At 36.2% G+C, this 20382-nt stretch carries 19 protein-coding genes; 16 read left to right on the top strand and 3 right to left on the bottom strand.

Annotated features, from left to right (window positions below):
- The first annotated feature begins 19 nt into the window (after positions 1-19).
- The 10 genes from K9V48_RS12905 (at position 20) to K9V48_RS12860 (ending at position 12264) form a co-directional block, all read left to right on the top strand.
- Entirely contained in the window at positions 20-949 is a 930-nt protein-coding gene (locus tag K9V48_RS12905; protein ID WP_224139398.1) for a nucleoside hydrolase, read from the top strand.
- A 27-nt stretch (positions 950-976) separates the two neighbouring features.
- Entirely contained in the window at positions 977-1570 is a 594-nt protein-coding gene (locus K9V48_RS12900) for an XTP/dITP diphosphatase (RefSeq protein WP_224139397.1), read from the top strand.
- Between the two features lie 127 nt (positions 1571-1697).
- Positions 1698-2579, top strand: coding sequence for a ribokinase (rbsK, locus tag K9V48_RS12895; RefSeq protein WP_224139396.1), 882 nt, complete (start codon positions 1698-1700; stop codon positions 2577-2579).
- A 286-nt stretch (positions 2580-2865) separates the two neighbouring features.
- Positions 2866-4773: a PTS mannitol transporter subunit IICBA gene (locus tag K9V48_RS12890; RefSeq protein WP_224139395.1), complete on the top strand. Its 1908-nt coding sequence runs from the start codon at positions 2866-2868 to the stop codon at positions 4771-4773.
- Between the two features lie 90 nt (positions 4774-4863).
- On the top strand, positions 4864-6948 hold the full coding sequence (locus K9V48_RS12885; protein WP_224139394.1) for a BglG family transcription antiterminator: 2085 nt from the start codon (positions 4864-4866) through the stop codon (positions 6946-6948).
- Between the two features lie 5 nt (positions 6949-6953).
- Complete coding sequence (locus K9V48_RS12880; protein ID WP_224139393.1) at positions 6954-8096, top strand: mannitol-1-phosphate 5-dehydrogenase; 1143 nt, start codon at positions 6954-6956, stop codon at positions 8094-8096.
- 115 nt (positions 8097-8211) lie between these two features.
- Positions 8212-8478 (top strand): phosphocarrier protein HPr, encoded by a 267-nt coding sequence (locus K9V48_RS12875; RefSeq protein WP_224139392.1) that lies wholly within the window; start codon positions 8212-8214, stop codon positions 8476-8478.
- Complete coding sequence (gene ptsP, locus K9V48_RS12870; protein ID WP_224139415.1) at positions 8478-10190, top strand: phosphoenolpyruvate--protein phosphotransferase; 1713 nt, start codon at positions 8478-8480, stop codon at positions 10188-10190. The genes K9V48_RS12875 and ptsP overlap by 1 nt, the downstream gene beginning before the upstream one ends.
- A 1028-nt stretch (positions 10191-11218) precedes the next feature.
- Positions 11219-11746, top strand: a complete 528-nt coding sequence (locus K9V48_RS12865; protein ID WP_224139391.1) for a DUF2179 domain-containing protein — start codon at positions 11219-11221, stop codon at positions 11744-11746.
- 194 nt (positions 11747-11940) lie between these two features.
- On the top strand, positions 11941-12264 hold the full coding sequence (locus K9V48_RS12860; RefSeq protein WP_224139390.1) for a DUF3895 domain-containing protein: 324 nt from the start codon (positions 11941-11943) through the stop codon (positions 12262-12264).
- A gap of 156 nt (positions 12265-12420) precedes the next feature.
- Here K9V48_RS12860 and K9V48_RS12855 read toward each other — a convergent pair whose 3' ends face one another.
- The gene (locus K9V48_RS12855; protein WP_438803892.1) at positions 12421-12954 is read right to left on the bottom strand and encodes a hypothetical protein; all 534 of its coding nucleotides are present in this window, start codon (positions 12952-12954) and stop codon (positions 12421-12423) included.
- A 127-nt stretch (positions 12955-13081) separates the two neighbouring features.
- Between K9V48_RS12855 and K9V48_RS12850 the strand changes: the two genes are divergently transcribed.
- The 3 genes from K9V48_RS12850 (at position 13082) to K9V48_RS12840 (ending at position 16238) form a co-directional block, all read left to right on the top strand.
- On the top strand, positions 13082-13672 hold the full coding sequence (locus K9V48_RS12850; protein WP_224139388.1) for a TetR/AcrR family transcriptional regulator: 591 nt from the start codon (positions 13082-13084) through the stop codon (positions 13670-13672).
- Between the two features lie 109 nt (positions 13673-13781).
- Positions 13782-14201: a GNAT family N-acetyltransferase gene (locus K9V48_RS12845; RefSeq protein ID WP_224139387.1), complete on the top strand. Its 420-nt coding sequence runs from the start codon at positions 13782-13784 to the stop codon at positions 14199-14201.
- 282 nt (positions 14202-14483) lie between these two features.
- The gene (locus tag K9V48_RS12840) at positions 14484-16238 is read left to right on the top strand and encodes an ABC transporter ATP-binding protein (RefSeq protein WP_224139386.1); all 1755 of its coding nucleotides are present in this window, start codon (positions 14484-14486) and stop codon (positions 16236-16238) included.
- 151 nt (positions 16239-16389) lie between these two features.
- On the opposite strand, the gene K9V48_RS12835 is transcribed toward K9V48_RS12840, so the two are convergent.
- Both K9V48_RS12835 and K9V48_RS12830 read right to left on the bottom strand, forming a co-directional pair.
- Positions 16390-18054, bottom strand: coding sequence for a nucleoside recognition domain-containing protein (locus tag K9V48_RS12835; RefSeq protein ID WP_224139385.1), 1665 nt, complete (start codon positions 18052-18054; stop codon positions 16390-16392).
- The gene (locus K9V48_RS12830; RefSeq protein ID WP_224139384.1) at positions 18048-19160 is read right to left on the bottom strand and encodes an NAD(P)/FAD-dependent oxidoreductase; all 1113 of its coding nucleotides are present in this window, start codon (positions 19158-19160) and stop codon (positions 18048-18050) included. The genes K9V48_RS12835 and K9V48_RS12830 overlap by 7 nt, the downstream gene beginning before the upstream one ends.
- A gap of 310 nt (positions 19161-19470) precedes the next feature.
- On the opposite strand from K9V48_RS12830, the gene rpmG reads away from it, so the two are divergent.
- The 3 genes from rpmG to K9V48_RS12815 all read left to right on the top strand — a co-directional run bounded on the left by rpmG (position 19471) and on the right by K9V48_RS12815 (position 20353).
- Positions 19471-19620: a 50S ribosomal protein L33 gene (rpmG, locus tag K9V48_RS12825; protein ID WP_110926657.1), complete on the top strand. Its 150-nt coding sequence runs from the start codon at positions 19471-19473 to the stop codon at positions 19618-19620.
- Between the two features lie 32 nt (positions 19621-19652).
- On the top strand, positions 19653-19922 hold the full coding sequence (gene rpsN / locus K9V48_RS12820; RefSeq protein ID WP_224139383.1) for a 30S ribosomal protein S14: 270 nt from the start codon (positions 19653-19655) through the stop codon (positions 19920-19922).
- 77 nt (positions 19923-19999) lie between these two features.
- Entirely contained in the window at positions 20000-20353 is a 354-nt protein-coding gene (locus K9V48_RS12815; protein WP_224139382.1) for a hypothetical protein, read from the top strand.
- Positions 20354-20382: the final 29 nt, after the last annotated feature.

Here is a 20382-nt window from a genome sequence, read left to right as displayed (position 1 = left end):
ATTATAGAGGTGAACTAGAATGAGTAAAAGAAAAATTATTATAGATTGTGATCCAGGACATGATGATGCAATTGCGATTGTTTTAGCAGCTGCACAACCAGAATTAGATATTTTAGGAATAACAACGGTTTCAGGAAATGCAGAAATCGAAAAAACAACGATGAATGCGTTAAAAATTTGTGATTTAGTTTCATTAACAGATGTTGTTGTTTCAAAAGGGGCCAGTGACCCATTGATTCGATTACGTGAAACTGCACCTGGTATTCATGGAGATTCAGGTTTAGATGGTCCTGAGTTACCAGAACCATCTCGTAGTTGGAGTGAGGAGCATGGTGCTGATACAATCATTAGACTAGTAAAAGAGTCAAAAGATCCAGTTACAATTCTTCCAACAGGACCATTAACGAATGTTGCTTTAGCTTTATCAAAAGCGCCAGAAATTAAGGACAATATTGAAGAGATTGTACTTATGGGGGGAGGCACATTTGGTAACTGGACACCAACGGCTGAATTTAATATTTGGGCTGATCCAGAAGCTGCAAAGAAAGTATTTGATAGTGGAATTCCAGTAGTAGTTATGGGTCTAGATATAACGCATCAAGCTTTAGCGACAAAAGAAGTGATCGAAGAAGTGAATAAAATTGATAACAAAGTCGCTAAAATCGTTGGTGAATTATTAGTATTTTTTGCATCAACATATAAAGAGATGTTCGATTTTGATGGGGCACCAGTACATGATGTATTAACTGTCGCATATTGTGTTGCACCAGAATTGTTTAAAATGAAAGATGTAAATATTACAGTGGAAACAAAAGGAGAATTTACAGCAGGAACTACATTAATAGATTTACATGGTGTCACTGGTAGAGAAATTAATGCTAAGTTTGGATTAGAGCTTGATATAGAAGGTTTCTGGAAGTTAATGATTGAAGCCTTAAAAAAATACTAGAATCTACGACTGAAGGAAGTAAGGGAAATGAAAAATATTTGGATAGCAACGAACAACGCCGGTAAAGCTTCAGAATTTCAAGAGATGTTTTCGAAGTTAGGTTATAGTATAAAAACGTTAAATGATTTAGATGATCCTATTGAAATCGAAGAAAATGGTCGTACATTTGAAGAAAATGCACGAATCAAAGCAGAAACGTTGTCCGAGATAGTAAATGAACCTGTTTTAGCTGATGATAGTGGTTTGATGATTGATCAATTGAACGGAGCACCAGGTGTATATTCAGCAAGATATGCTGGTACTCACAAATCAGATGCTGATAATATTCAAAAAGTATTAGATGAACTAAAAAATACTCCCAAAGAGCAAAGAACTTGTCGCTTCGTATGTGTATTAGCGATTTCAAGACCACACCATGAAACGTTGTTTTTTAAGGGGACATGCGAAGGGGAAATTGCTTTTGAAGCATCTGGTACGAATGGTTTCGGATATGATCCAATATTCTTTTTACCAGAAATCGATCAAACAATGGCTCATTTAAGTAAAAGTGAAAAATCAAAAATAAGCCATCGCGGAAATGCTATTAAACAATTAGAAAGTAAATTAAACGATTTATTCTAATCAATATTTCTCAAAATCTTAACGGACAGTAAAGATCCGATAAGGGAGAACGAGCAGTCAGTGGGGATGAAAGAAACCCCCACTTCTTTATTCTATAGTTATGGAAACGTTTAATAGAGGTGATAATGTGATTACCGTAATTGGAAGCATTAATGTAGATCTAGTAGTTGAAACAAATCACGTACCAAAAAAAGGAGAAACTACGTTAGGAAACTCTTTTTCAACTTTTTTCGGTGGAAAAGGTGCAAACCAAGTAGTGTCTATTGCGAGATTAGGGAAGGAAGCTCAAATGATTGGAGCTTGCGGAACTGATGAATATGGCAAGATCGCATTGACCTCATTAAAACAAGAAAATATAAAAACAGATCATGTGTTTTTATTTCCCGATGAAACTACGGGTATCGCTTCAATCATTGTTTCTGATGCAGACAATCGAATTATTGTCGTTCCTGGTGCGAATAATCTATTAACATCCAAAGAAATAGAGCTTGTAAAAAATGAAATGATAAAAAGCGAAATGGTAGTCATACAGTTAGAAATACCATCAAATACGGTTCATACAGCATTGAAAATATGTAAGGATCATAACATTCCTGTTGTATTGAACCCTGCGCCAGTTGAAAATTTTAAACATGAATTTATTGATTTAGCAACGTATATTACACCAAATGAAACTGAATGTATTCGTATCTTTGGTGAAAATATTGAACAATCATTAGAACGTTATCCAAATAAATTAATTGTAACTCTAGGTGATAAAGGTGCACGCTTTTATGACGGTAAAGAGCATATTTTCATTGAAGGATTTGATACGAACCCTGTTGATACAACAGGTGCTGGGGATACTTTTAATGGGAGTCTTGCCGTTGCATTAACCGAAGGAAAAAATATTGAGGAAGCAGTAAGGTTTGCAAATGCAAGCGCTTCTATATCAGTTGAGAAAAAAGGTGCTCAAAGTGGTATGCCTTCATTAGAAAAAGTTTTACATAGGTTGAACTTAGAAATATGACAAATATTTTTAAATAAGATTTTATTAAAAATCCTCTCATTTGAATATGAGGGGATTTTTATGTAAGAAGGGCTAATATTAATCTTCACAATGTCTTTCACACTTAATTCATTCAAGTTTGTACTATAAAAATACATAAAGTCTACATATTTCCAAAAAGTTAGAGAAACAATAGGTTTGTCATATTGATGTGTGACAAAGTTAGGTTTCTTCTTTGTTGAATATGATCATTTTGTGTCCTAACATATATAAGTAATAAATATTTGTCTAGAAGGGATGAGAGCTAATGGCTCAATCTAATATAAAGGTAGCCGTTCAAAAGTTCGGTAATTTTCTAAGTTCAATGGTTATGCCGAACATCGGAGCTTTTATCGCGTGGGGATTAATTACAGCTTTATTTATTCCTAAAGGCTTTATTCCAAATGAAAGCCTTGCCATGATGGTAGATCCGATGGTTACATACTTACTTCCATTGTTAATTGCATTTACAGGAGGGAAGATTGTCCATGACCATCGAGGTGGTGTTGTAGGTGCGATTGCCACAATGGGTGTCATTGTTGGATCAGACATTCCAATGTTCCTAGGAGCCATGATCATGGGACCAGTTGGTGGTTATGTTATCAAAAAGTTCGACCAGTTAGTTGAAGGGAAAATAAAAGCAGGCTTTGAGATGCTTGTTAACAATTTCTCAGCCGGGATTTTAGGCGGATTGCTATCTATTTTATCTTTTCTAGCTGTTGGTCCAGCAGTTACTGTTTTTACAGGATTGCTTGTAACAGGTGTTGAATGGTTAGTTGGAACGGGACTACTTCCATTAACAAGTATTCTCATTGAACCAGCAAAAATCCTATTTTTAAATAATGCAATTAACCATGGTGTACTGACACCAATTGGAGCGGAACAAATTAAACAGACAGGCCAATCGGTGTTACTACTTCTTGAAGCAAACCCTGGTCCTGGATTAGGTGTGTTGTTAGCCTACTGGATTTTCGGTAGAGGTACTGCAAAGCAAACTGCACCTGGAGCGTCAATTATTCATTTCTTCGGGGGAATTCATGAAATTTACTTCCCTTATATCTTAATGAAGCCATTATTATTTATTGCTGTAATCTTAGGTGGAATGAGTGGAGTCTTTACATTAGTGCTTTTAGGTGGCGGATTATTCTCTCCTGCCTCACCTGGTAGTATACTCGCAATTGCAGCGGTAACGCCACATCATCCGAGTGCGTATATTGCTAACTTTGCTGGAGTGTTAGTCGCAACGGTCGTTTCGTTTGTCGTTTCCACTTTCATTCTAAAAACAGGCAAACAATCGGACGAAGGCATAGAAGAAGCATCTAGAAAGATGCAAGAAATGAAAGGGAAGAAAAGCTCGGTAGCACAAGTCTTATCGAACCAAGGAGCGATCCCAGAACATGTAAACAAAATTGTTTTTGCATGTGATGCTGGAATGGGTTCAAGTGCAATGGGTGCCTCACTTCTTCGTAAAAAAGTGAAAGAAGCTGGGTTAGGTCATCTTACAGTGACAAATACAGCAATTAGTAATATTCCAAATGATGCTGAAATCGTCATTACTCAAGAGGAATTAACACCTAGGGCGAAAAATAAAGTTCCAAATGCTTATCATGTTTCGGTTGATAACTTCTTATCAAGCCCTGAATACGATCATTTAATCGATAAGTTAAAAAATGGCGAAACAGAAGCAGCGCTTAATGAAGTCGTGGAAGACGCAGAAGCTGCAGTGGTTGAAGAAAATAAGAGTGATGAAGGCTTATTACTTGAAGAATATGTTTTCTTGAATCAAGAATTTAAGAATAAAGAAGAAGCGATTCGATTTGCTGGACGAGCACTAGTGAATGGTGGATATGTAAGTGAAAACTATATTGAAGCAATGATTGAACGCGATAATATGACATCGACCTTTATGGGAAATGATGTTGCCATTCCACACGGTACTGAAGCTGCGAAAAAGGAAGTTTTAAAATCGGGCTTTACGGTATTACAAGTACCAAATGGAGTAGACTTTGATGGAAATACTGTTCGCTTAATCTTCGGTATTGCTGGGAAAGATGGTACACATCTTGAGATTTTATCTGGCATTGCGGTCACATGTTCTGATATGGAAAATATCGAAAAAATGGTTCAAGCGAAAACAGCGCAGGAGTTAATTGCTATTATTAATGGGCAAAATTAATTAAATTAATCGAATGAATAGAAGGGTGTTTTAACCCCTTTCTATTCTCTATTTTCTTTTCGTTTTTAATTGCGGAAAAGAGTTGATAGCATGTTTATTACCTCAAGAGAAAAAGCAATCATTGATTTAATTATTAAAACATCAGGGAAGCATACTGTAACATCGATTGCGACATATTTAAATGTAAGTGTTAGGACGATTCATCGAGATTTAAAAGCAATTGAAAAAATCTTAAAGCAGTTCCATCTCAAACTTATGCGTGCAACCAATGATGGCCTAAGCATTGATGGGAAAAATGAACACGTCTTTCGGTTGATCCAGAAATTATTGGATGTAAAACCAACTGATCAAACTCCGAAAGAAAGAAAACTACAGCTTCTTATTGTGCTATTAGAAGAAGGGGAGTCATTTAAGATTCAGTCTCTAGCAAATCAACTGGGTGTAAGTATGACAACTTTAACGACTTACTTGGATGAACTTACAGAGTGGTTGGACAGATATAATGTACGGCTTACGAGAAAAAGAGGCGTTGGCGTAAAGCTTTATGGAATAGAAACCAATAAACGAATAGCGTTGGGTGACTATTTTTTACAGCTTTTTAATGAAGAGCTCATTGAAAGTTTATTTTTAGTAGAAATAGGGAATTACCTTAAAAAAAAAGTTTTGCATTATTTAACTCCAAAATATCTCCTAGAGATAGACAAGCTTGTTAGTTCCACAATAAATAAAGGAAAATCAAGGCTTGCGGATAGCGATTATGTAAGGCTTATTGTACATATCTGTATTACAATGCAAAGGACAGAGAAGAACCCTTTATTGGATGATGGGCTCGAATGTTCAAGTGAATTGAAGGAAGAATATAGTCTCATTGAACAAGTATGTAAAGAACTAGAGAATAAATTTCTGACAGTATTTACAAAGAAAGATATCTGCTTATTAGCGGTTATTCTAAAAGGATCTAAGCTTCAAGCGGCGGAATCTATTGAATACGATCGTGTCATGCTAGGGCAAATGATCAATAATTTAATTCACGCTGTTTCTACCGAACTTCATGTCAATTTAAGAAATGATTTTTCTTTATTTCAAGGGCTGCTTGCTCATATGATTCCGTCGATCTTTCGACTGAGACATAATATGGGGCTGTATAACCCACTAACAGAAGACATAAAAAGAAAATATCCTGTTTTATTTATGGCCGTATCGAACAGCTTAGAAAAGGAATTCAAAAATGTAAAATTTCCTGAGGATGATATATCTTTTATTGTTTTACATTTTGGCTCGGCATTAGTGTTACGAGAAGAGGAGTTAAACTTTAAAGCATTAGTTGTTTGCCCAACGGGAATTGCGACATCTAAAATTCTTGCAAGCAGAATAAAACAGGAATTTATCGAAATTGGATCTATAGATACAAAAACAATTAAAGAGATCCCTAATGCGGATTTGCAACAATATGATCTCATTATATCAACGGTTAGACTTCCATTTTTTGAATTAGATTATTTTCTGGTAACACCATTACTGAAAAAAGAAGAGATTGAAGCAATACAAACTTTTTTAAAGGCTAACGTACAAAAGCTTACCAAAAATAAATATCAAGCAAAATCAGTAAAGACAGGTGCTCGTGCCTCGAAAAGTAAATCATCGTTTCGCAATGTACTAAAAGAAGTAAAAGACGTACATCGATGCATGGAGGCTATTCTTGATCATTTTAGTATCTATCACAGGCATCAAAAAAACGGTTATGAAAAAATAATTACTGACATGTTGAAAAATGCTGAACAGGATGGGCTTTTATCAGATGTCGATCAAGTGATAAATCAGTTGAAGGACCGAGAAGGGGAAAATGGGATTGGTATTCCGAATACAGGAATGGGCCTTTTTCATTGTCGTCATGAGAAAATTAAAGAATTGATTTTTCGAATTTCCCATTTAGACGAATCGTGTTTAGTAAAAGGTATGGATGGAAATGAAATGTCCATTAAGAATGTTTTATTAATGTTAGCACCAGTGGACTTAAGTTCAAGGGAGCAAGAAATACTAAGTTTAATAAGCACAAGCCTAATTGAGAATAATGAAGCTATCATGATTTTTTCATCAGCAAATGAGGAATTGATTAGAGAGAAGCTAGAAAATATCTTTTACGACTACCTTCAAAACAATCTAATAAAGGAATGATATGAATGAAACAAACGGTTCATTTTGGAGCGGGGAATATAGGTAGAGGATTTATTGGCGCGCTCTTTTCCGAATCTGGCTATCATGTAACATTTGTAGACATTGCAGAAAACATTATCAATAAGTTAAATACTGAAAAAAAATATAAGGTACTACTCGCAACAGATGAGAAAGAGACAACAACAATTGAAAATGTTTCAGGCTTAAACAATATGAAGCAGGAAAATGAAGTTATCGAAGCGATCAAGGGTGCAACTTATCTTACAACAGCTATAGGTCCTACAATCCTTCCACGAATTGCTCCGCTAATTGCAAAGGGATTAGTAGAAAGATTAAAGTCGAGTGATGAAAAGCTTTATGTGATTGCTTGTGAAAATCAGATTTCTTCAACGGATATTTTAAAGAAATATATTCTTGAATCCCTTGATGAAGAAACAAAAGCGAAATTGCAAAATAAAGTGTATTTCTTTAATTCCGCAGTCGATCGCATTGTGCCGATTCAGGATAACCAAGACTCTCTAGACGTTCTTGTTGAGCCTTATTATGAATGGGTTGTTGAAACAAGTGAAACGATTCCAGCGATTGAAGGAATGACAATTGTTCCTGAGCTTGCACCTTTTATTGAAAGAAAGCTCTTTACTGTTAATACTGGACATGCTGTGATTGCTTACTTAGGTTATCTTGAGGGCAAATCGACAATCGACCAAACATTAGCAGATCAAGAAATTTACAACCAAGTAAAACGCACGCTTGGCGAAACTGGCGCCTATTTAATCAAGCAATATGGGTTGAATGAAGAAGAGCATCAGAAATACATTACGAAAATTATTGAGCGCTTTAAAAATTCATATTTAAACGATGGTGTAACAAGAGTTGGTCGTTCACCACTTCGTAAACTTGGGCCAGATGATCGCCTTGTTCGTCCTGCTACAGAAGCTAAAAAAGCGGGGCTTCCTTTTACAAATCTAGCTAAGGCCATTGCCGCTGCATTACTCTTCGATTTTAAAGAAGATGAGGAAGCAATGAAATTACAAGCGATGATTAATGAAAGTGGAGTAGCAGCAGTGCTAAAAGAAGTATGTCAGCTTGATGAAGCAGATGAAGTTACGAAGGAAATCCTTCATCATTACGAAGGATTCAAAAAGTAGTACTTAATTTATTTTGTTTAGATGATTCTCTTATCAAGAAAGACATTCTTTTTTGATAAAAGAATCTTATTATAAATCTAAAAAAATCCAACAAGAGTATAGGAGATTGATTATTATGGTAGAAAAAACATTTACAATTACAGAAGCTTCAGGAATTCATGCACGTCCAGCAACACTTTTGGTTCAAACAGTATCTAGTTTTAACAGTGAGATCAACTTAGAGTATAACGGAAAAAGCGTAAACTTAAAATCAATTATGGGTGTTATGTCACTTGGGATTGCACAAGGTGCTGAAATAAAAATTGTTGCATCTGGTTCAGATGAAAACGAAGCAATTGCTGCGATTACTGAAACAATTACAAAACAAGGATTAGGCGAATGATGGTTCAAAGTCTAAAAGGAATCGGAGCTTCAGCAGGAATTGCGATTGCAAAAGCTTATCGATTAGAGGAACCTAAATTAATAGTAGAAAAAAGCAGTATAGAAAATATCGAGGCAGAAGTTCAACGTTTTGATGATGCGATTAAACAATCGACATCTGAGCTTGAACAGATAAAAGAACATGCTTTCAAAGAGCTAGGAGAAGATAAAGCAGCGATTTTTGCTGCCCACCTTCTTGTTTTAAGTGACCCAGAATTGATTAATCCAATCAAAGACAAAATGGCAACGGAAAAAGTCAATGCAGAATTTGCTTTACAGGAAGTTGCAAACATGTTTATAAGCATGTTCGAGTCCATGGACAACGAATATATGAAAGAGCGTGCTGCAGACATCCGCGATGTGACAAAACGTGTTATGTCTCATCTTTTAGGTGTAACGATTCCTAACCCAAGCATGATCTCTGAGGAAGTTATTATTATTGCGGAGGACTTAACACCGTCTGATACTGCTCAACTAAACCGACAATATGTAAAAGGCTTTACGACTGATATCGGTGGACGTACATCACATTCAGCAATTATGGCTCGCTCATTGGAAATTCCAGCAGTTGTTGGAACGAAAACAGTCACAGCTGATATTGAAAATGGAGTATTAGTCATCCTAGACGGTTTAGCTGGAACAGTCATTGTAGATCCGTCAGCTGATATGGTCAAAGAGTATGAAGAGAAAAAAGCCGCTTACGAAGCTCAAAAGGCAGAGTGGGCAAAGCTTGTGAATGAGAGTACCGTTTCTAAAGATGGACAACACGTAGAACTAGCTGCAAATATCGGTACTCCTGAGGATGTAAAAGGTGTACTTGAAAACGGCGGTGAAGGTGTTGGCTTATATCGTACCGAATTCTTATATATGGGACGTACTCAACTTCCGACTGAAGATGAGCAATTTGATTCTTATAAAGCAGTATTAGAGCGAATGGAAGGGAAGCCTGTTGTTGTGCGTACGCTTGATATCGGCGGTGATAAAGAGCTCCCATACTTAGACTTACCAAAAGAAATGAATCCTTTCCTAGGATTCCGTGCCATTCGTTTATGCTTGGAAGAGCAAGACATCTTCCGTACACAGCTTCGCGCATTGCTTCGTGCAAGTACGTTTGGAAACTTGAAAATTATGTTCCCAATGATCGCAACTCTTGGTGAATTCCGTCAAGCAAAAGCAATTTTAATGGAAGAAAAAGCGAAGCTGCAAGCTGAAGGTGTAGTTGTTTCTGAGACAATTGAACTTGGAATAATGGTGGAAATTCCATCTACTGCAGTCATGGCAGACCAATTTGCGAAAGAAGTTGATTTCTTCTCAATTGGAACAAATGACTTAATTCAGTATACAATGGCAGCTGATCGTATGAATGAGCGTGTTTCATATCTTTACCAACCATACAACCCAGCCATTTTACGTCTAGTAAAAATGGTCATTGATGCCGCACACAAAGAAGGCAAATGGGCAGGTATGTGTGGAGAGATGGCAGGGGATGAAATTGCCATTCCAATTTTACTTGGACTTGGTTTAGATGAATTCAGTATGAGTGCTTCATCAATTCTCCAGGCGAGAAGCCAAATTCTTAAGTTATCGAAAGCAGAAATGAATGCAGCCATCGAACAACTATTAAACATGGACACAGCTGAGGAAGTTGAACGATTTGTAAGGGATATGTTTTAAAACTTGATTCCTTCTTGTGATTCGTTTGTAGGATGTAGTAAAACGAATCACTTCAGCAACAATTGCTTTAATGACAGAATGAAAACGACCAAATCCTTCGCAGATTAAATCGCGCGAAAGATTTGGTCGTTTTTTTGCATTACAGACAATTTGTTCTTCTTTCTCCCACTCTTAACGGGTAGTAAGACTCCGACCTCAGGATTATGAGCGTACAAAGAATGCCCGTAAAGGTCCGGGTAAGTGCGAATTAACTATAAGTGGGGATGAAGGAAACCCCACTGATGGAAGTTATATAGAGGTTGAGTAGTTACGAAATTATGACCAAAGGGTTGGAAAGGTAGTCTGATATATTCAGATAATAAAAAAGTATTTTTTATTCCTTTTAAAAATAAAAAGGAATATAGCCATCTTTTATGGAAATGTTTTGAATATAGCTTGAAGAAGAGCTTAGCAAATGGAACTTACAAAAATACGTATCAATGCTAAACGTTTAGAAGCGATGATACATAAGCTCGGGCAATATGGCTTAAATGAAAAAGGAGAGGGGAGATCGTCGAGGATGGTAGAGGAAGCCAACAAGTCATCAGCAAAGAAGTAGCACGTTGTAAGTTAGTTATGTGCCATTTTTCATTAAAACTATGAAAAGAAGAATAATAGAGAAAAAGGAAGTTACAAAAAATAACGCAAAAGATACATTAGATTTTTATCCCACTCTTAACGGGCAGTAAGACTCCCATCTCAGGATTCTGAGTGTACAAGAAGATAGGTGGGGGATGAAAGAAAAGTATTTGACTGAACAATGAAAAATAATAAGAATATAGTATATGTTACTCAGCCATCTTTAAGTTCTATCATGAAGTGAAGCAGTAATTAAAGAAGCAAATAACAATTAATAGTTATCCTGCAACAAGATAATAAATGAAGAAAATTGTGGTTTAATTATGAATCCAATACTGGATATTCTTATCTACCTAGATATACGCATGTTTTTTGTTTAAAGGTTTTATATCACATATTGAGGTGCTACCATGAAAGAAATTCTTCTTATTTTATTATTACAGCTTATTTATGTCCCATTGCTTACTCTAAGGACAATTTTTTTGGTCAGAGGCATTACCGTTCTTGCTTCTGTCATCGGAATAGCTGAAATGTTAATATATGTGTTTGGTTTATCCCTTGTATTTAGTGGTGATCAAAGCTTTGTTGCGATGGTGGTCTATGCTTTAGGCTTTGGGATTGGCATGATTTTTGGAACAAAAATTGAGAAAAAATTAGCGATTGGCTATATTCACGTAACTGTCAATACACAATCCAAAAATGATGAATTAATTGCTACCTTAAGAAATAAGGGGTTTGGAGTCACTCTCTATATCGGTGAAGGACGTGATAGTAATCGATATAAGCTTGAGATCTTAACAAAGAGAAACCGCGAAGGTGAATTAATTGCTTATGTGGAGAAGTTTGAACCGCAAGCTTTCATTATTTCCTATGAACCACGGTATTTTAAAGGTGGTTTTTTATTGGATCGGATAAAAAATGTAAAGCGGATGAAATAGGCACAAAAAGATTCTTGCTATTAAGCAAGAATCTTTTTTGCGCGATGGCAGTTGTTTCAAGCCACAGCTTCAATGGAATGAAGGTCAGGAAAATCTAAAAGGGTTGCTGAACGCGGGAAACGATTAAAATAATAGAAAAAATATGTCATACTTGAATCTAAGTCGAATCATCTCAATTTAAAGGTAGTGATTACATGGAAAATAAAAATCTACAAGTATATATAGATCAGTACATAGAAGCCCATAAAGATGTTTCAGCTATGGAATTATGCACGTATCTGATTGAACAAAATGGTGCTTCTACGAAACAATATTCTACAGGAAGACCGAAAATATACATTGATGTGGTAGCTTATCTTGAACTACTCTTAAAAAGAGGGAATCTTTCAGAGGTTAAGAGAGATCGTGAAGATTGTATCTATCAAGTAGAGTCAGTACAGATAGCTTCATCTAAACCAGTTGATACAATAGAAGAAGTAGAGCAAGAGGTAGATTTGCAATTGTCTTTCTTTAGCTGAAAAATAGTACTTGCGATAGATGTAGGAGTAAGTTCACATAATTGAAATTTTCAGAAGTGGCCAACTAGCCAACCCCAGTTGTATCAAGGGGGTGGCTAGTTGGCGCTTTTTAACGATTATGCAGGAGTCCAATCCTTCAGAACCCCCTTCATCTATTTAGTTAATAGTCTTCTTCTTTTCCTTCTTAGGCCAAATAAAATGACTAATAGCAATCACAAGATCAATCACCAGTACAAAAGACCAAAATCTTAGCATTCCACTCAGCGCTTCCGTTCTAGTAGCATCACCAATCCAGAAAATCAAACCTGCTAATAACGTTGCACCAATGGCATAGGCGATAAGGTGTCTTACCCAACTTTTAAAATACTGCTTTGAATACTCGATCCCATAGAGTTTCTTCGGTTTTTCCCCTTGTTTTGTCACATAATATTGAAAGCGCTGGTCGGCCCATTCAATCATGCTTTTACCGAAAGCGATAGATACCCCTATATAAACAGCGGCAATTGCATGTACTTGGGTCGCAACTGCTCCACGATACAAATCGATACCAGCTGTAATTAATAAAAGCAAATCAATAAGCGGAGTTAATGCTAAAAGGACCAACCCTAGTTTCTCACGCTTAAAAATATACCGTGCAACCAATCCTAAAATAATAACGACCCAGAATGCAACCTCACAAAAAACAATCATCCAACCAACAATATTCAATAGGTCACCTCTTTTCAATACGTTTGTATTATTTAAGTGTATTTTAGCATCAGGTTTTTAATAACACAATTGTATTATAAAAATTCCCCGTTTTTGGTAAAATAGAATTATGCCGAAAATAGTTGATCATAATGTAAGAAAAAAACAAATTGCAGAAGCTTCATGGAGGGTCATTTTAGAGTGGGGGATGGAAGGTGCGACAGTAAGGAATATTGCAAAAGAAGCGGGTCTTTCGTTAGGAGCTTTGCGCCATTATTTTTCAACACAAGAAGAGTTACTAGTTTACGCAATGAATCTTGTAATCGAAAGAGCGACAGACCGAATTAATAAAATTGCCATTCAAGAATTGCCTCCAAAAGAAAAAGTCTTACACATTTTGCTTGAAATTGTACCAACTAATGCCGAAACAATGGCCGAAATGGAGGTTTGGTTTGCTTTTACTGCTTATGCGAAACACAAGAAGGAGTTTTTCAAGGCTCATCACGATGGTATTTATAGTGGAATTCGAAATTTGATCGAATATCTGAATCAACAAAACCAATTGCGAAAAAACCTTGATAAAGAGATGGAAATAGAAAGATTATATGCAGTGGTTGATGGAATCGCATTGCACGCAATGATTGATTCTGACAGGTTGAATAAAGATCGAATCAACGAGTTGTTTGTCTATCATATCGATTCAATCTGTGTAGAAGGATGATAGCAACATGTAAACCGTTTTAATGTTAGATAGTGAAGGACATTCTTTTAGCCATAGAAAAATTGGTAGGAGAACAGTATAAGGAAATAGGAAGGACGATTTTAAAAAGATGATGTTAGAAAAGTTAAAAGTAGAAGATATTCCAGAGTTATTAGAGCTATATACTACCCTTATTCCATTTGAAACATCTGTGGAAAAGTCAGTTGAAATACATAAAGAAATGCTACTAGATGAAAATTACTTTTTAATGGTTGCTAAAGAAAATAATCGTGTTATTGGTTCTGCACTAGGGATATGCTGTAATGGTTTGATAGAACCGTTTTTGGTTATTGAAGATGTCATTGTTAAAGAGGGATTGAGAGGAAAAGGAATAGGGAGAAAGTTAATGGAATCTCTCGATGAATTTGCTAAAAAGAAGCACTGTGGTTATGCGATACTTGTCTCATCTGCGCATCGAACAGGAGCGCATAAATTTTATGAAAGAGCTGGATTTACAGATAGTGTCGTAGGATTTAGAAAAGTGTATTAATCGATGGATCGGCTATTTTGTTAGGGTAAAATACCGTATGATTCAAGATGATTGAATTTACGGTATTTTTTCACTATCACTCTGAGTTCTCAGATATTTTCAAAGTTGTGAGCAAATAAAGAAGCATAAGTGCAGGATAACTAACGATACGTAGGTGCTCCTAACCCTTAGTAAGGAGGAAGGAAAACCCTAATCGCAAATAGCATGACCTTTTTCACTTCGCATCTACCTTTTCACTTTTTCTCTCAATAAAAGAATTAGTATTGACTGGAGTTTTAAACAATGGAAAAACAACAAAAAAATAGTCTGAAACCATTTATCACCCTTATTTTATCAACGAAAATCCCAAAATTAGCACTCACAATCGGCTTACTAGCAAGTGTCATTACTACACTTGTAGGCCTTTCAATTCCGTTATTAACAAGAGAATTAGTAGATGGGTTCGCTGTATCATCTTTGAGTATCAATCTCATCATTGTTATTGGTGTTGTGTTTATTGCGCAAGCACTAATCGATGGGTACTCAACCTATTTACTAGCTGCAGTCGGTCAACAAATTGTTGCGCGGATGCGCGAACAGATGTGGTTAAAACTCACTCGGCTGCCAGTAAGCTACTTTGATAAAAAACAAAGTGGAGAATCAGTCAGTCGCCTAGTGAACGATACGGGTATCGTAAAAGATTTAATTTCACAGCATTTCCCACAATTTATTACGGGAATTATTTCAATTATTGGGGCGATCATCATTTTATTCATTATGGATTGGAAAATGACGCTTTTAATGCTAATTTCTGTCCCAATTACGATGGCTTTTATGATGCCCCTTGGCGGAAAAATGGCAAAAATATCACGTGGCTTACAAGATGAAACAGCCACTTTTTCGGGAAATATTCAACAAACACTAAGTGAGATTCGCTTAATGAAGTCTTCAAATGCAGAACAAGTGGAGGAAACCAAAGGAATATCCGGTATTAATAATTTGCTAAGCTATGGCTTAAGAGAAGCTCGTATTTTTGCCCTAATCGGTCCACTTATGTATTTTGTCATCATGGTGGTGGTCGTCGTTATTATTGGTTACGGTGGAATCCGAGTTGCAGATGGTACGCTCTCAACGGGATCGCTTGTTGCGTTTTTACTCTACCTCTTCCAAATCATTATGCCCGTTACTATGTTTGCGATGTTTTTCGCCCAATTACAAAAAGCAAAAGGAGCGACTGAGCGTATTATTGAGATTCTAGACGTATCTTTAGAAGAGGGGCAGGATGGTTTAGAAATCGATATTACGAACGAACCTGTTCATGTGATAGATGTGTCTTTTGCTTATAGTGAAGAGGAACCTGTACTTAAAGGTGTATCGTTTGAAGCACAGCCTGGCGAAATGATTGCCTTTGCTGGTCCAAGCGGTGGTGGGAAAACAACCATGTTCGGTTTACTAGAGAGATTTTACCATCCTACTGCTGGTGAAATTCGAATTGGTCACACACCGATTAACGATTTATCGCTGGCATCATGGCGGAGCCAAATCGGCTATGTTTCACAAGATAGTGCGATGATGGCTGGAACGATTCGCGAAAATATTTGTTACGGATTAAAGGAAAAGATAGCGGATGAACGTCTGTGGGAGGTTGCTAGAATGGCTTATGCGGACCAATTTATTCAATCATTCCCAAAAGGCCTGGACACAGAGGTTGGTGAGCGTGGAGTGAAGCTATCAGGTGGGCAAAGACAACGAATCGCGATCGCCCGTGCTTTTTTACGAGACCCAAAAATTCTGATGATGGACGAAGCAACTGCAAGTCTTGATAGCCAATCTGAAAGTGTTGTCCAACAAGCATTAACAAGATTAATGAAAGGACGCACGACATTCGTCATTGCCCATCGATTATCGACAATCGTTGATGCAGACAAAATTATCTTTATCGAGAAGGGTGAGGTGACAGGCATTGGGACTCATCATGAATTGACTCAATCACATGACCTCTATCGTAAATTTGCCAAACAGCAATTGGGTAGTGGAGAAACACTTCATTCTCATTGAGAGGGCTAGAAGATGTTTAAAATAAAGGAAGTGGAGAAAAACTCGTCGTTTTTCTCTACTTCCTTGCAACAATAACAGGGCCTTGTTTTGTTTTAATTCATAATCATTACGATTTACAAGTTGTGCAATTCTACTTAACCATGTAAATCATTTATAGAATAAATTGAATACATTTCATAGATAAGGCTATGAAGAGCGTACAAATAATGGATGTAACACCCTGCTGAAAAATCATTTGAAAAGCTTGTTTGCTTCCGAACTCTTTCCCTACAGTCAACATTGTGACAATACATGCTGTCATTGTAGAAGCTAAAAAGATTAAAAGAAATAACTGTAAATTTGTTAATGAAGATAAAAGTGCGCCATTTCCTTCATTGAAAATGAGCATTCCATCTTTTCTTATGATAGAGAAGGCCAATCCTGAAGCGGCTTCGACAGGTAATTGCAAAAGTTGGAGCAAAGGTTTAAAAATAAATGAAGCATAGTGAATGATTTTAAAGTACTCTAAAAGGGCTGCAATTGCACATATAGAAATAAAAATAGGCATAGCTTGTGTGATAAATTGTTTAATATCACTTTTGAGACGAAAAGTACTTCCTTTAAATGTAGGTTTTTGTAAAAAAGTTCGTCTAGGTGTTAACCCGAAATAATGAGAATGGTTATTCTTTTTAGACCAAAGCTTGGTATGCATGATACTCCCTAGTAATAAAACAACTATATAAGGAAGAAACATCCATGTTTTGTTTGCTGAGTTAAAGATGGAAAGTGTTGCTCCTATTTGATAACTACACGCTGACCCAAAAGTAATAAGAGATACACACTGTTTTCGAGTACAAGAGCTACAACTTCTACTTTGAAAAACTGCCACAACATTACAACCAAATCCAGAAAGAACGGGCATTAAATCTCTACCCTCTAAACCAAGCTTTTTTAAATAAGGATCAAGAGAATCAATAATCCTATCCTTCAATCCTGTTTCATCAACAATAGCCGTACTTAAACCAATCAATAATACAACTGGAAAAGCCCAAATAAATGAATAAATGCCTAAAGTCAATATGCCATAATCTCCTACAAATAAACTGTTTAATAATGAAGGTGAATTTTCAAAGAATTGTATTAAAGGATATAAGATTAAACTCTCAATAAAAGGCTGAATAAAGTTTGAAACCCAATGTGCAATGACTACTGGTAGTAAAAACATACTGATTAAACTAAGAACGGAAAAAATCCCTCCTACAGTAGGATGATCAAATATAAGTCCTTTAGGTTCAATTTGATCAATGTCTATACTGATGAGAGATTGATACTGTTTCGGTGTTAACGATTGCTGTTCATCACATTCCTCTAGGATTTGATTCGAATTTTGGCTTGTTAGATTTCGTGCATCTAATAAAAAGAGCGGTAGTTTGTACTTAATGATTTGTTTAGCTAAAATTTGTTTACTTTTTACAGTCATTTTATCTGCGTATGTAGCAATGATGATGACTGCTTTATTTGTATTCTCAACTAAAGGAAGCAGCTGTGAAATTTCCTCTTTAAAATGAGTACCTCTTACAACTAACATAATTCTATTCGATTTTTCAATCTCCCTTTTGGCAATTTCATTTGATGCTGTGTCGATAGAGCGTATCCCGGGAGTATCTACGACTAAAAAACCATCAACATATTGAGTATATGTGGTATAGGTTGCACCCTTTACATTTGTCTTGCTTCCGATATCACGACCACCTAATCGGGAGAAAATAGTGGTTTTTCCGGAAGATTCTAAGCCGATGAGTGCTGTTCGATCTGTGGAGAGTGTAGCTGCTAGCATTCACATTTCACCTCACAGCAAGATAGATCATCTAAATACATTTGATTTTGGCGATAGTGTTCAAAGATTTCGTTGTTATAAGGTAAATCAAGTTTATCAAGGATATGCTTAGCTACTACCGCAAAACGCTGCCTAAATTTATACATAAAGCAAAAAATAACTTCTTTTTGCCGAACACTAGGACCAATAAGATAGAGATTAGGCTGTTTAACAGATTCATCATATCCATTTAATAGTGGAAGACGATCTTCTCGCCAATCAAATAAATGTTCAATTTGTGTTGCACCTGATTGGAAGCCAGTCGCTAAGATCGGTTTTGTTTTAGAAAAAAACGTTCTACCATCAGCGAGTAAAATTTTATACTCATCATTTTCAGCTATTATTTCTGTTACCTCACAATTTCCTTGCAATGTTAAGCGATTTGATTTTTTAGCTTGATGTAATCTATCTAATGTAAAAGGTGAGAGGGCAAGACTTGGATCAGCAGCTTCTGAATTCCACCATTCCTTTTTCGCTAACACAGTCACCCTTTTTCCGTTATGAACTAAATGTGTGGCTGCATCAATCCCACTTTCAAAACCACCAATGATAAAGAAATGCTCACCCTTAAGCTCATTCCATGATTCGACCTCACTATTGTGGAGGGCATAGTGGGAGCCTTTTATCCCATTTTTATTAGGAAAGCTGTATTCCCCTGTAGCCCAGACAAGTTGACTGGTATTGATTTCGCCTTTTGATGTCAAGAGTGTATAAGTGCCCTCTTTATATACAACATTTTTCACAAGTGTATTTTCAGAAATCGGGAGTTCAAAAAACTCAGCAAGTATTTCCAAGTATTCACCGTATTCTTCTCCACTTAAATGTTCTTTCTGAAAAGTATAGGCTGGTGACGTGTCAGGGGCAATTGAATTTAAATCAAGCAGCCCGAATCCATGACCGGTAAATGAAGGGGTAATTAATTTCATTTCCTTTGGCCAATTAAAAAAGGTAGAGCCAACTATATCTTTTTCTACTATTAGAAAGTCATCAATTCCAAGTTTTTTTAACAAGATGCCAAAACCAATTCCTGCTGGCCCGGCGCCTACAATCACAATTTTTTCCTCCATGAAAAACATCCTTCCAAGTAATAAACAACTATATAAATCGTAATCATTACTATTTTTATAGTATACCTTACATAATTATTCTCGATTTTTCAACCTATTCTTTCGGCGAATTATTTTTGAAAAAAAGTTTATAAAAAAACTTGCAAATAGTAATCATTTGGATTTATAATAAATTTCAATTAAGAAAAAGATGAATAACAGTTGGACTTTTCTAAAATATAAATCGTAATTGTTTCGATTTAAAACAATTGAAATCCAAGGTATATAAAAGTAGAGAGCAACTTATTCAGACACAATAGGAGGAAAAATGATGAGAGTCAAAATTACATTAGCGTGCACAGAAACAGGAGACCGCAATTATATAACAACAAAGAATAAAAGAACAAATCCAGATCGTATCGAGCTGATGAAATATTGCCCGCGCTTGAAAAAACGTACATTGCATAGAGAAACGAAATAATTCTTGTTTGAAGATGAAAGGAGAAATGCGTTATGGCAAAAAAATCGAAAGTGGTAAAAGAACTGAAACGTCAGAAAATGGTGGAGAAGTATGCTGCTCTTCGTATGGAGCTAAAGGAAAAGGGCGATTATGAAGCGCTTCGGAAGCTTCCGAGAGATTCATCGCCGACGCGTTTAAACAGTAGATGTCAAGTGACAGGAAGACCAAGAGGCTATTTAAGAAAGTTCAAAATGTCTCGGATTGCTTTTAGGGAATACGCTCATAAAGGACAAATTCCAGGAGTCAAAAAGGCAAGCTGGTAGAATATATACTCGTTCAACCGCCAAAGAAAGGAATTTGGCGGTTGAAACATTTCATGGAAAGTATGAAGGTGAGTAGCATGAATCCGATTTTATTAGAATTTTTACATCGTAGTGCTGTTTCGAAACTAGCGGATGATAAGCGGGAAATCTATCAATTTATTGAGAGCAAGGAAAATCAATTGGAGGACATCTCTGTTAATGAGCAGCAATTTATGCAGCTTATGGTTGAACAATTTCCATATAAAGCGGCAGCAGAGCATTTTTTACTCGATCTTTCAATGGTTAAAGCGGTCATGGATGAGGCACAAGCTGAAATTAATCGGATGATAGATGAAAGGTGTAAGCACATCAGATGGATTGATTGCACGGACAAGATAAGAAAGAAGCGAGGGAGAAAAGAGAAACAGTGGTCTTTTCTATTTGTTTCATAGTTTCATCCCTAATCAGTTGGGGAATTGTG

Source organism: Metabacillus rhizolycopersici (assembly GCF_020075705.1).
Note: the sequence above shows the minus strand (reverse complement) of the source record. Positions and strands in the feature narration are given on the sequence as shown.